Here is a 13,754-nt window from a genome sequence, read left to right on the forward strand (position 1 = left end):
TCGGCCGCGAATCGGTCGTCGCGTTTGACCCTTCCGTTCTGCTTATGCAGAATATTTTTTACAAAAAAGTTACTGATTTATAAGTTAGCGGTAACATCTCAAGGAGACTTGCATGGAACGCGCATCACAGGCCGCACTCGAGCCTGCCAATCGGGCCCAGCCCACGAGCTACACCTTTCCCCTCACGGTCGTCACCGCACTGTTCTTCATGTGGGGCCTCCTGACGTCGCTGAACGACATCCTGATCCCGCACCTGAAGTCGGTCTACAACCTGACGTACGTGCAGGCGATGATGGTGAACCTGGCCTTCTTCAGCGGTTACTTCCTGCTGTCGATCCCGGCCGGCGCGCTGATCCGCCGCATCGGCTACAAGGCCGGCGCCGTGGTCGGCCTGGCCGTGTGCGCCGTCGGCGCCGCGCTGTTCTATCCGGCCGCCACCAGCGTGTACGCGCTGTTCCTGTTCGCGCTGTTCGTGCTGGCCGCCGGCATCACGATCCTGCAGGTCGCCGCGAACCCGTACGTCACCGTGCTGGGCGCGCCCGCCACCGCGTCGAGCCGCCTGAACCTGACCCAGGCCTTCAACTCGCTGGGCACCGTCGTCGGGCCGCCGATCGGCGGCATCCTGATCCTGTCGCATATGACGGAAGCGGCCGATCCGGCCCACATGTCGGCCGCGGAGCGCATCGCGCAGGCGCAGGCGGTGCAGGGACCGTACCTGGGCCTGGCCGCCACCTTGGCGATCCTGGCCATCCTGTTCGCCGTGATCCGCCTGCCGATCATCCGCGACGAGGACGCCGGCCCCGCCCACGGTTCGATCTTCAGCCAGAAACGCCTGATGCTGGGCGTGACGGCGATCTTCCTGTATGTCGGCGCCGAAGTGAGCATCGGCAGCTTCCTGATCAACTACATGGGCGACCCGAGCATCGCCGGCTTCACGGCCGAAACGGGCGCCAAATACGTGGCCTACTACTGGGGCGGCGCGATGGTCGGCCGCTTCATCGGCTCGGCCGTGATGCGCTCGATCAGCCCGGGCAAGGTCCTCGCGTTCAACGCCGCCGCGTGCATCGCCCTGCTGGTGGCGACCGTCCTCGGTCATGGCCACGTCGCGCTGTTCGCCGTGCTGGCCGTCGGCCTGTTCAACTCGATCATGTTCCCGACCATCTTCAGCATGGCGGTGCATGAACTGGGCCCGTTGACGAGCCAGGGCTCCGGCCTGCTCGTGATGGCGATCGCCGGCGGCGCCGTCGTGCCGGTCATCCAGGCCCAGGCCGCGGACGCCATCGGCCTGCAGACGTCGTTCCTGATCCCGGCCGCGTGCTATGCGTTCATCCTGTACTTCGGCGCGAAATACGCCCGCATGTACGTGGACGTCAAGGCCGTCTGACCGCCGAACCCGATGCCGCCGCGCGTTTCCGCCGCGGCGGCAGTGCATACCTATAACGCTTCACCCCAAAGAGAGTTTCGTCCCATGCGCCTGAATCACCTGACCCTCGTCGCGGCCCTCGCCGCCGCCTTCCCGCTGTTCGCAACCGCCGCCGACACGCCGGCGCAGCAGCCGTGGATGAACCGTTCCCTGAGCGCCGACCAGCGCGCCGAACTGGCCGTCAAGGCCATGACCCGCGAAGAAAAACTGCGCTGGGTATTCGGCTATTTCGGCACCTCGTTCGCCCCCAAGGGCACCACGCCTCCCAAGGCCGCGATCCCGTTCTCGGCCGGTTTCGTGCCGGGCAACCCGCGCCTCGGCCTGCCGGACCTGCTGGAAACCGACGCCGGCCTCGGCGTCGCCACCCAGGCCACGCCGACCCCGCGCGAGCGCACGCAGCTGCCGTCGGGCCTCGCCACCGCGTCGACGTGGGACCCGCAGGTGGCCTATGCCGGCGGCGCGATGATCGGTTCCGAGGCGCGCGCATCCGGCTTCAACGTGATGCTGGCCGGCGGCGTGAACCTGATGCGCGATCCGCGCAACGGCCGCAACTTCGAATACGCGGGCGAGGACCCGCTGCTGGCCGGCACGATGGTCGGCCATGCGGTGAAAGGCATCGAGTCGAACCACGTGATCTCGACCGTCAAGCACTACGCGCTGAACGACCAGGAAACGGGCCGCAACGAACTGGACGTCCACATCGACAAGGCCGCGTCGCGCATGTCCGACCTGCTCGCGATGCAGATCGCGCTGGAGCAGTCCGGCGCCGGCTCCGTCATGTGCTCGTACAACCGCGTGTACGGCACCTATGCGTGCGAGAACGACTACCTGCTGAACGAGGTCCTCAAGAAGGACTGGGGCTTTAAAGGTTATGTGATGTCCGACTGGGGCGCGACGCACAGCACCGTGGAGGCGGCCAATCACGGCCTGGATCGCCAGTCGGGCCAGGAATTCGACAAGTCGCCGTACTTCGGCGGCGCGCTGGCGGAAGCCGTCGAGAACGGCCACGTGTCGGAAGCGCGCCTTACCGACATGGCCACGCGCATCGTGCGCGCCATGTTCGCCAAGGGCGTCGTCGACAATCCGGTGGCGCAGGGCGGCACCATCGACTTCGCGAAGAACGGCGCCGTCAGCCGCGCGACGGCGGAAGAGGGCATCGTCCTGCTGAAGAACGACAACAAGCTCCTGCCTTTGTCGAAGGACGTGAAGACCATCGCCATCATCGGCGGCCATGCCGACGTCGGCGTGCTGTCGGGCGGCGGTTCGTCGCAGGTGTATCCGGTCGGCGGCAATGCCGTGCCGGGCCTGGAGCCGAAGGTCTGGCCGGGACCGGTCGTGTACCACCCGTCGTCGCCAATGCGCGCCATCCAGGCGCTGGCGCCGAATGCGAAGGTCGTGTACGACGACGGCCTTGACCCCGCGCGCGCCGCGCGCGTGGCCGCGCAGGCGGACGTCGCGCTCGTGTTCGCGACGCAGTGGATCGGCGAGGCGAACGATGCGGCGTCGTTGTCCCTGCCGGACAACCAGGACACGCTGATCGACAGCGTCGCCGGTTCCAATCCCCGTACCGTCGTCGTGCTGGAGACGGGCGGTCCCGTCGCCATGCCGTGGGTCGCCAAGGCGCCGGCCGTGCTGGAAGCATGGTACCCGGGCACCAGCGGCGGCGAAGCGATCGCGCGCGTGCTGTTCGGCGCCGTCAATCCGTCCGGCCACCTGCCGGCCACGTTCCCGGTCTCCGAGCAGCAACTGCCGCGCCCGAAACTGGACGGCGATCCGAAACGGCCGGAGCAGCGCTTCACGGTCGACTACAAGGAAGGCGCCGCGGTCGGCTATAAATGGTTCGACCAGAAGGGCATGACGCCGCTGTTCCCGTTCGGCCACGGCCTGTCGTACACGACGTTCAGCTATTCGGGCCTGGCCAGCCAGGTCAAGGATGGCCGCGTGCACGTGCGCTTCAAGGTCACGAACACCGGCAACGTCGCCGGCAAGGATGTGCCGCAGGTGTACGTGGCGCCGCTCGCCGCGAAGTGGGAAGCGCCGAAACGCCTGGCCGGCTGGGACAAGGTCGCGCTGCAGCCGGGCGAATCGAAAGAGGTCGACGTCGTCGTCGAGCCGCGCATCCTCGGCATGTTCGACGAGAAGAGCAAGACCTGGCGCATCGCCAAGGGCAAGTACAAGCTGGTGCTGGCCGACGACGCCGCCGGCATGAACGCGACCAGCGTGACGGTCGACCTGCCGGCGTCCCTGCTCGACGTGCGCGGCCGCCCGCAGCGCTGAGTTTTACCTTTGCCGCCCGCCGGCCGGCGGGCGGCGCATGACCAACCACAACGACGCTTCTTGAGGGGCGCGAGGAGACTACATGCAACGCAAGTTAGGCAAGATCGCTTTGGCCGCCGCCCTGTTGGCGGCGGGTGCCGTCGGCATCGCCCACGCGGCGAACGCGAACAAGAATGGCTTCGTGGCCGTGAAGGACAGCCATTTCGAACGCAACGGCCAGCGCTACATGATCGCCGGCGCCAATTTCTGGTACGGCGGCTATCTCGGCGCGCCGTCGGGCGTCGGGCAGCGCGCCAGGCTCGTGAAGGAACTCGACCGCCTGAAGGCGCTCGGCGTCAACAACGTGCGCGTGCTGGCGGTGTCGGAAAAGACGGCGATGAAGAGCGCCGTCAGCCCCGCCACGACGAGCGCGCCCGGCCACTACGACGAACAGCTGCTGCAGGGCCTCGACTTCCTGATGGCCGAACTGGCGAAGCGCGACATGACGGCCGTGCTCTACCTGAATAATTTCTGGCAGTGGTCCGGCGGGATGACGCAGTACCTGAACTGGTTCACGGGTTCGCCCGCGCACGATCCGAACGTGAGCAAGGATTACGAGCGCTACATGGCGGAGAACGCGACGTTCTACACGAACGCGCGCGCCCAGGACGAATACCGCAACGTCATCGCAAAGATCGTCCAGCGCACGAACACGGTGACGAAGAAGCCGTACCGCGCCGACCCGACCATCCTGTCGTGGCAGCTGGCGAACGAACCGCGTCCCGGCAACAGCAAATCGACGCCGCAGGAAAAGGCGACCTACATAAAATGGGTCGCGGACACGGCCCACTACATCCGCTCGCTCGACGGCAACCATATGGTCAGCACGGGCAGTGAAGGCCTGGCCGGTTCCGCGCAGGACGCGCAGCTGTACCTGGACGCGCACCGCACGCCGGACATCGCCTACCTCACGTACCACTTGTGGCCGACGAACTGGGGCTGGTTCGATCCGAAGAAGCCGGACGCCACGTGGGACGGCATGATGGAGAAGGCCAGCCACTACCTGAACGTGCACGTCGACTACGCGAAGCAGCTGGGCAAGCCGATCGTGCTGGAGGAGTTCGGCCTGAATCGCGACGGCGGCTCGTTCGACATCAAGGCCTCGACCAAGGTGCGCGACCGTTTTTATGACGCGGTCTTCACGACGCTGGAGAAGCGCGCCGCGGCCGGCGATCCGGTCGCCGGCTGGAATTTCTGGGCGTGGGGCGGCGCGGGCCGCGCGGCCAATGCGGATTACTGGTGGAAGCCGGGGAACGATTTCGTCGGCGATCCACCGCAGGAAGAGCAGGGCCTGTATTCCGTGTTCGACAGCGACGCCAGCTCGCTCGAGCTGATCGCCGAGCACGATCGACGCCTGAAGGCGATCGGAGCGAAGCAATGAAGCGTAGCGCGAACCTGATCCTGGCCGCGGCCATCGCAGCGGCGCCGGCGGCCGCCTGGGCACAAAAATTCGACGGCCTCGCGGCGACGCCGCAGATGGGCTGGAACAGCTGGAACAAATTCGCCTGCAACATCGACGAAAAGCTGATCCGCGAGACGGCCGATGCGATGGTCAAGCTGGGCCTGAAGGATGCCGGCTACCGGTACATCAACATCGACGATTGCTGGCACGGCACGCGCGACGAACACGGCGACATCCGGCCGGATCCGCAGCGCTTCCCGGCCGGGATGAAGGCGCTGGCCGACTACGTGCATGCGCGCGGCCTCAAGCTGGGCATTTATTCGGACGTGGGCGACAAGACCTGCGGCGGCCGTCCCGGCAGCCGCGGCCACGAATACCAGGATGCCAAGACGTACGCCGCCTGGGGCATCGACTACCTGAAATACGACTGGTGCGAGAGCAAGGGGCTGAACGCCGTCGGCGCCTACACGACGATGCGCGACGCGATCCGCGCGGCCAACCGCCCGATCCTGTTCAGCATATGCGAATGGGGCGACAACAAGCCGTGGGAATGGGCGGCCGACGTCGGCCACTCGTGGCGCACGACGGGCGACATCTACCCGTGCTGGGATTGCGAAAAGAGCGCCGGCTCCTGGTCCGGGTGGGGCGTGATGCGCATCCTCGACATGCAGGCCGGCCTGCGCAAGTACGCCGGTCCCGGTCACTGGAACGACATGGACATGCTGGAAGTCGGCATGGGCATGACGGAAGACGAGGACCGCGCCCACTTCTCCATCTGGGCTATGCTGGATTCGCCGCTCATCCTCGGCAACGACCTGCGTTCGATGCCGGATTCGGTGAAGAAGATCATCGGGAACAAGCAGGTCATCGCGCTCAACCAGGACCCGCTCGGCGTCCCGGCGCTGCGCTTCTGGAAGCAGGGCCAGGTCGAACTGTGGGCCAAGCCGCTCGCCAACGACGAGTGGGCCTTCATGGTGCTGAACCGCGGCGAAGCAGCGCTGCCGCTGCACTACGACTGGAAACAGAACGTCATCGTCGACGACATGAGCAAGCGCGAAGCCGATTTTAAGCAGGCGACGTGGCACTGGACGGATGCGTGGACCGGCAAGACGGGCGACACGAGTCGCCGCCTCGATGCGACCGTGCCCGCGCACGGCGTCGTGCTGCTGCGTTTGAAGAAGGGCGCGTGATGGTCAGGCCGCTCGTCGCTGCGTTGCTGGCCTTGTGCGCGGCGGCGCCGGCGGCCGCCGAACAGACGATCGCCGCCAGCGATGCCCACGTGGCCCGCATGGGCCGCACGGTCGTGCAAGCCGATGGGTCGGTGCGCTTCGGCTATCCCGGCGTCACGTTGCTGCTGGCCGTCGACGGCACCCGCCTTGCCGTCGATGCGGCCGGCAGTGCCAGCAGCCTCGTCGACGTCATCGTGGACGGCAAGCCCGCCACCACGCTGCATCTCGCGCCGCAAACGAAACGCTACGACGTGTTCACGGATGCGGCGCCCGGCCCGCACCGCGTGGAACTCGTGCACCGCAGCGAGACCTGGTTGGGCGTGGCGTCCATCGCCCGCTTCACGGCCGATGGCGCATTCCTCGCCGCGCCCGCGCTGCCGACGCGGCGCATGCTCGTGCTGGGCGACTCCGTCACGTGCGGTGCCGACATGGAGCGGGGCGCCGGCAACAAGGACACGCCGGACTGGTGGAACCCGCGCCTGTCGTACGGCATGGTGGCGGCGCGCGCGCTGGATGCTCAGGTGCAGCTGGTCTGCTACGGCGGCCGGGGCCTGGTGCGCAGCTGGAACGGCCGTACCGACGAATTTCAGCTGCCTGCGTTCTACGATCTCGCCATCGCCGATGCCGCGCATCCGGTCAAATGGAACCAGGCCGGCTACGATGCCGATCTGATTGTCATCGCGATCGGCACCAATGACTTCAACCCCGGCACTCCGGAGCGCGCGCCCTATGTCGACGCGTACACGGCCTTGCTGCGCCGTGTGCTGCGCGACCATCCGCACGCGCAGATCGCGCTGACGGAAGGCGTGCTGCTGAATGGCGACAAGAAGACGGCGTTGATCGGCTATCTCAAGGAAGCGGTGACTCGGGTCGGCGACAGGCGCGTGCACCTGCTCGCACCGGTGGCGTACCAGACCGGCGACGCCGTCAACGCTCACCCGACGACGGCCCAGCATGCGGCCATGGCGGCCGAACTGCTGCCGCAACTGCGGCGCATCGCCGGCTGGTAGGGGCAAAAAAAACCGACGGACCGGGCTGCGCCTGGTGCATCGGAAAGAAGAGCCGGACCACCCCGGCTGGAGACGAACCGGCCGCCGCTCCCTGAGTGGCGGTGGCCGGGCCGAGACAGACCGAGATTAGCGGGACCGATGCGACGGGTCAAACGCGCGCGCGCGCCGGCCCGCGTGTTTCGTGCTTGTTACTAAACAGAAGGCCGGCGTGGTGCCGGCGTCGCGCGTGGACACGGGGTGTCCACCCTATCGGGATAGAATTGCCGTCAAACGATGGGAAGCGCCGTCGTTTCCTTGATGCGCTGGAGGGCGAAGCTCGATTTCACGTCCAGCACGGCCGGGTGGCGCAGCAGGGTGCCCATCATGAAGCGCGAGAAGTGGTCCATGTCTTCCACGTGCACGCGCAGCAGGAAATCCATCTCCCCCGTCATCGCATAGCAGGCCACCACTTCCGGCCAGGTCGACACGGCCTGGGCGAAGTCGAAGCGCGGCGACGTGGCCGGCACGCGCGCATTCGCCGCGCCTTCGCTGTGCTTTTCCAGGCGGACGTTCACATAGGCCAGCAGGCCCAGGCCCAGCTTGTCGGGATCGAGCAGGGCGACATATTGCCGAATGACACCGGCCTCTTCCAGGCGTTTGATGCGCCGTAAACAGGGCGACGGCGACAGGCTGACGCGCTCGGCCACGTCCTGGTTGGACAGGCGGCCATCCGACTGGAGGATGGCGAGGATTTTACGGTCGGTTTTATCCAGCTCTATTTTTGACATGAATTCTCCACGGCGGTCGCGTACGTCGCAATTTTATTGCGCAAATCGTTTAACGGGGGGAATTCATTGAAATTTAATGCTGGGGGTGCAGGTCTATACTGGCCCCAACCGAAACACGACAAACATAATCGGAGACCCGCATGAACGCTCCCCTGGACCGCAGCCAGCTGGAACCGCTACCGCCCCACGAGATCACGCTCGACGACAAATGGACGCTGGAACGCGGCCGCGCCTTCATGACCGGCACCCAGGCCCTGATCCGCCTGCCGATGCTGCAGCGCGAACGCGATCTCGCCGCCGGCCTGAACACGGCCGGCTACATCACCGGCTACCGCGGCTCGCCCGTCACCCAGGTCGACCAGACCGCGTGGAAGGCGCAAAAACACCTGGAAGCGCACCAGGTCCACTTCCACCCCGGCATAAACGAAGACTTGGCCGCGACGGCCGTCTGGGGCACGCAGCAGACCAATCTGTTCAAGGATGCGAAGTACGACGGCGTGTTCGCCATGTGGTACGGCAAGGGGCCGGGCGTCGACCGCTGCGGCGACGTTTTTAAACACGGTAACAACGCGGGCAGCGCGAAAAACGGCGGCGTGCTCGTGCTGGCCGGCGACGATCACGCGGCGAAATCGTCGTCGACGGCGCACCAGTCCGACCACATCCTGCACCACTGCGGCATCCCGGTGCTGTACCCGTCGTCCGTGCAGGAATACATCGACTACGGCCTGCACGCGTGGGCGATGAGCCGCTACAGCGGCCTGTGGGTATCGATGAAATGCGTGACCGACATCATCGAATCGGGCGCCGTCGTCGACCTCGATCCGGACCGCGTGCAGACCGTCCTGCCGACCGACTTCGAGATGCCGGCGGGTGGCCTGAACATCCGCTGGCCGGACGCCGTGCTGGACCAGGAAGTGCGCATGAACCACTACAAGTGGTATGCCGCGCTGGCCTACGCGCGCGCCAATAAGCTCAACCAGATCGTGTGGGACAGCCCGACCCCGAAGATCGGCATCATCACGGCCGGCAAATCCTACCTCGACACCCGCCAGGCGCTGGCCGACCTCGGCATCGACGAGCAGGCGGCGCGCGACATCGGCCTGCGCGTGTATAAAGTCGGCATGACGTGGCCGCTGGATTCCATCGGCGTGAACGAATTCGCGCGCGGCCTGGACGAGATCCTCGTCGTCGAGGAAAAGCGGCAGGTGCTGGAATACGCGTTGAAGGAAGAGCTGTACAACCTGCCGGACGGCGACCGGCCGCGCGTCGTCGGCAAGTTCGACGACACGGGCGAGTGGAGCGTCAAGAGCCGCTCCGGCCAGGGCGACTGGCTGCTGTCGGCGAACTACGAGCTGAATCCGGCCCAGATCGCGCGCGCGATCGCGTCGCGCATCTCGCACTACTGCGCCGGCCATCCGGTCGAGCAGCGCGTGAAGGAGCGCATCGCCTTCCTCGAAGCGAAAGAGCTGATCCTCAAGAACATCCCGAAGGCGAATCCGGAAACGGACCGTATCCCCTATTTCTGCTCCGGCTGCCCGCACAACAGCTCGACGAAGGTGCCGGAAGGCTCGCGCGCGATGGCCGGCATCGGCTGCCACTACATGGTGCTGTGGATGGACCGCGAGACGTCCACGTTCACGCAGATGGGCGGAGAAGGCGCCACGTGGATCGGCCAGGCGCCGTTCACGGGCGAAAAACACGTGTTCGCGAACCTCGGCGACGGCACCTATTACCACTCGGGCGTGCTGGCGATCCGCGCGTCGGTCGCGGCCAAGGTCAACGTCACCTATAAAATACTGTACAACGACGCCGTCGCGATGACGGGCGGCCAGGTCGTCGACGGTCCGCTCGATCCGGCCAGGATCAGCCGCCAGCTCGCGGCCGAGGGTGTCACGCCCATCATCGTCGTCACCGACGAACCGGAAAAATATCCGGACGATTATCCGTGGGCCGAAGGCGTCACCGTGCGCCACCGCGCGGAACTGATGGACGTGCAGCGCGAACTGCGCGAGATGCCGGGCGTGTCGGCCATGATCTACGACCAGACCTGTGCGTCGGAAAAGCGCCGCCGCCGCAAGAAGGGTGCGTATCCGGACCCGGCCAAGCGCGCCGTGATCAACGAGGCCGTGTGCGAAGGCTGCGGCGATTGCTCGAAGCAGTCGAACTGCCTGTCCGTCGAACCGCTGGAGACGGAGCTGGGCCGCAAGCGCCAGATCAACCAGTCCTCGTGCAACAAGGATTTTTCGTGCGTCACCGGCTTCTGCCCGAGCTTCGTCACGGTCGAAGGCGGCGCCCTGAAAAAGCCGAAGAAGGCGGCTTCCAGCGAGGCCGCGCCGCCGGCCTTGCCGCTGCCGCGCATCCCGGCGACGACGAACCCGTTCGGCATCCTCGTCACCGGCATCGGCGGCACGGGCGTCGTGACGGTCGGCCAGATCCTCGCGGTGGCCGCGCACGTGGAAGGCAAGGGCGCGCTGGTGCTGGACATGAGCGGCCTCGCGCAGAAGGGCGGTCCGGTGATGTCGCACGTGCGCCTCGCCGACCGCCAGGCCGACCTGCATTCGACGCGCGTCGGCACGGGTAACGCGGATCTCGTGATCGGCTGCGACCAGATCGTCACCGCCAGCCGCGACGCCCTGTCGCGCATGGGCGAGGGCCGCACGTGGGCCGCCGTGAACGGCAGCGGCGCCACCACGGCGGCGTTCATCAAGAACCCGGACTGGCAATTCCCGGCCGAGGGCTCGCGCGGCGCCATCGTGCAGGCTTGCGGCGAAGGCAACGTCGACTTCATCGACGCCGGCCACATCGCGACGACCTTGATGGGCGACGCCATCGCCACCAATATGTTCATGCTGGGCTATGCGTTCCAGAAGGGCCACGTGCCGCTGCAGGAAGCGTCGATCATGAAGGCGATCGAATTGAACGGCGTGTCCGTCGCCTTCAACAAGGCCGCGTTCAACTGGGGCCGCACGGCCGCCCACGACCTGCCGTCGGTGCAAAAGCTCGTGACGCCCGCGAAGGTGATCGAATTCAAGCGTACGCAATCGCTCGACGATTTGGTCAAGCGCCGCGTCGAGTTGCTGACCGCGTACCAGAACGCCGACTATGCCGCGGCGTACAAGGCATTCGTGGACCGGGTCCGCGCGGCCGAAGACAAGTTGGGCAAGGGCACGCGCCTGACGGAAGCCGTGGCGCGCTACCTGTACAAGCTGATGGCGTACAAGGACGAGTACGAAGTGGCGCGCCTGTACACGGATCCGGCGTTCATGGCCAAGATCGACGGCATGTTCGAGGGCGACGTCAAACTGAAGTTCCACCTGGCGCCGCCGCTGTTCGCGAAGAAGGACAAGGACGGCCACCTCGTGAAACAGGAATTCGGCCCGTGGATGATGACAGCGTTCGGCGTGCTGGCGAAGCTGAAAGGCTTGCGCGGCACCGCGCTCGATCCGTTCGGCCACACGGCCGAGCGCAAGATGGAGCGCGCCCTGATCCAGGCGTACCGTGCGACCGTCGAAGGCGTGTTGCCCAGGCTGACGGCCGAGAACCTGGCGCAGGCGGTCGCGATCGCGAGCATTCCGGAAGACATCCGCGGTTTCGGCCACGTCAAGGAGCGCCACCTCGCGGCGGCCAGGCGCAAGGAAGCGGACCTGGTGTCCGCCTTCCACGCGGGCGGCACCACCACGCGCGCCGCCTGAACGACGGCATTCCCGCACGATGCCGCCTGCCGGATTCACACCCGGCAGGCGGCATCGTCTTTTTCTGCCGACTGTTACAGTTGGATGCAATCTGCGAGATGGCCGCGTCTATAATCGGACGCATGAATTCGCATTCCGCCGCCGCCGCCTTTTCCCGCCTGTTTGCCTGCGCTTGCGCGGCGCTCGTCGCCCTGGCCGGCTGCGGTGGCGGCGGCGGGAATCCGTCCATCGGCGCCTCGACGCCGGTCGCCAGCGATCCCGGCACGTCCACCGTGCCGACACCTCCGACGACGCCGCCCCCGACGCCGACGCCCGCCGACGCCCCGGACCCGATCCTGGCCGACTACATGAGTTACCAGAACCTGTGCGCCGCACCGCGCACGGGCCTCGATGCCGTGGGCCTTTCCTTCCCGGACCGCCAGGGCACGCTGCAGGACGAAATGAAGTTCCTGCGCGGCTGGACCGACGCGACTTATCTCTGGTACAAGGAAATCCCGAGCACCGTCCACATGGCGGACTACACGAATGCGCTCGACTATTTCGACGCCCTGAAGACCCCCGCGCTCACCGCCTCGGGCCGGCTCAAGGACCGTTTCCATTTCACCTACACGACGGCGGAATGGGCCGCACTCAGCAATGCGAGCCAGGACACCGGCTACGGCCTGACCTGGTCGATCAATTCCACGACGGCGCCGCGCACCTGGCTGGCCGCGATCGTCGAGCCGGGTTCGCCCGCCGCGACGGCCGGCATCCAGCGCGGCGACCTGCTGGCGGCCGTCGACGGCATCGACTTCATCGACACCACCGACAAGGATCAAATCGCCAAGCTGAATGCCGGCCTGTCGCCGGACACCGCGGGCGAACACCACACGCTCACGATGCGGCGCGGCGACAAGACGTTCGACATTGCGCTGACGTCGGCCGTCGTCACCACGACGCCCGTGAAAAACGTCAAGGTGATCGACACCCCGACCGGCAAGGTGGGTTATCTGAGCTTCGAGGACCATAACGCCGTCTCCGAACTGCAGCTGGTCAACGCGTTCACGACCCTCAAGAACCAGGGCGCGACGGACCTCGTGCTCGACATGCGCTACAACGGCGGCGGCCTGCTGTACATCGCCAGCGAGCTGGCCTATATGGTTGCGGGACCGGTCGCGGCCGGCAAGACGTTCGAACGCGCCGTGTACAACGACAAGACGGCGTCCGACGCGCCGATCCCGTTCCGCGGCACGGCCTACGGCTTCTCCGCCCCGGCCGGCAGCACCTTGCCGTCCCTGGGCCTCAGGCGCGTGACCGTGCTGACGACGCCCGACACGTGCTCGGCCAGCGAAGCGGTGATCAACGGCCTGCGCGGCGTGGACGTCCAGGTCGACCTCATCGGCGGCACGACCTGCGGCAAGCCCTACGGCTTTTTCCCGACGGACAACTGCGGCACGACGTACTTCACGATCCAGTTCCAGGGTGTGAACGCGAAAGGCTTCGGCGATTTCGCGGACGGCTTCGCACCGACCTGCACCGTCTCCGACGACATGGCGCACGCGCTGGGCGACCCGGCCGAGGGCATGCTGGCTGCGGCGCTGTCGTACCGCGCCACCAATGCCTGTCCGGCGGCATCGACGGCCCGTGCGCGCGCGGTGCCGATGCACCTGGCGCGGTCGCAGATGAAAGAGATCGCGATTTATCCGCCACGGTCACGGTAACGCGGGCGTTACCGCCCCCGCGTTCGCGCAGAACCCCCATGCACGCCTCGAATTTTTCACGCGCCGCCACCCGTCCTGGGATGAGCGGCTGAACCTGTACCCGGTGTTGCGCACCGACGTGGCGCTGTAACACCGCGGCCGTTTATAAGGTCCGCATGCGCATGCGGGCCCTGCATCGTTGGACCTCGTCCGTATCCATTCGACGGTAGCACATG

8 protein-coding genes are annotated in these 13,754 nt (G+C 66.5%); 7 read left to right on the plus strand and 1 reads right to left on the minus strand.

Annotated features, from left to right (window positions below):
- Positions 1-112: 112 nt before the first annotated feature.
- From U9J41_RS10910 to axe2C, 5 genes are all read left to right on the plus strand, one after another.
- A complete protein-coding gene (locus U9J41_RS10910; protein WP_322402208.1) occupies positions 113-1,384 on the plus strand; it encodes a sugar MFS transporter in 1,272 nt (423 codons plus the stop codon).
- 84 nt (positions 1,385-1,468) lie between these two features.
- Positions 1,469-3,700, plus strand: a complete 2,232-nt coding sequence (locus tag U9J41_RS10915; protein ID WP_322402209.1) for a glycoside hydrolase family 3 C-terminal domain-containing protein — start codon at positions 1,469-1,471, stop codon at positions 3,698-3,700.
- Positions 3,701-3,782: 82 nt separating this feature from the next.
- The gene (locus U9J41_RS10920; protein ID WP_322402210.1) at positions 3,783-5,120 is read left to right on the plus strand and encodes a glycoside hydrolase 5 family protein; all 1,338 of its coding nucleotides are present in this window, start codon (positions 3,783-3,785) and stop codon (positions 5,118-5,120) included.
- On the plus strand, positions 5,117-6,331 hold the full coding sequence (locus tag U9J41_RS10925; RefSeq protein WP_322402211.1) for a glycoside hydrolase family 27 protein: 1,215 nt from the start codon (positions 5,117-5,119) through the stop codon (positions 6,329-6,331). The genes U9J41_RS10920 and U9J41_RS10925 overlap by 4 nt, the downstream gene beginning before the upstream one ends.
- The gene (axe2C, locus tag U9J41_RS10930) at positions 6,331-7,380 is read left to right on the plus strand and encodes a bifunctional acetylxylan esterase/glucomannan deacetylase AxeC2 (protein ID WP_322402231.1); all 1,050 of its coding nucleotides are present in this window, start codon (positions 6,331-6,333) and stop codon (positions 7,378-7,380) included. The genes U9J41_RS10925 and axe2C overlap by 1 nt, the downstream gene beginning before the upstream one ends.
- Before the next feature lie 266 nt (positions 7,381-7,646).
- On the opposite strand, the gene U9J41_RS10935 is transcribed toward axe2C, so the two are convergent.
- The gene (locus tag U9J41_RS10935; RefSeq protein ID WP_056442608.1) at positions 7,647-8,147 is read right to left on the minus strand and encodes an Lrp/AsnC family transcriptional regulator; all 501 of its coding nucleotides are present in this window, start codon (positions 8,145-8,147) and stop codon (positions 7,647-7,649) included.
- A 140-nt stretch (positions 8,148-8,287) separates the two neighbouring features.
- On the opposite strand from U9J41_RS10935, the gene U9J41_RS10940 reads away from it, so the two are divergent.
- Together U9J41_RS10940 and U9J41_RS10945 are read left to right on the plus strand one after the other, a co-directional pair.
- The gene (locus U9J41_RS10940) at positions 8,288-11,839 is read left to right on the plus strand and encodes an indolepyruvate ferredoxin oxidoreductase family protein (protein WP_322402212.1); all 3,552 of its coding nucleotides are present in this window, start codon (positions 8,288-8,290) and stop codon (positions 11,837-11,839) included.
- 122 nt (positions 11,840-11,961) lie between these two features.
- Positions 11,962-13,539: a S41 family peptidase gene (locus U9J41_RS10945; RefSeq protein WP_322402213.1), complete on the plus strand. Its 1,578-nt coding sequence runs from the start codon at positions 11,962-11,964 to the stop codon at positions 13,537-13,539.
- The last annotated feature ends 215 nt before the right edge of the window (positions 13,540-13,754 follow it).

This window comes from Massilia luteola, from assembly GCF_034420155.1.
Lineage (GTDB): Bacteria > Pseudomonadota > Gammaproteobacteria > Burkholderiales > Burkholderiaceae_D > Telluria > Telluria luteola.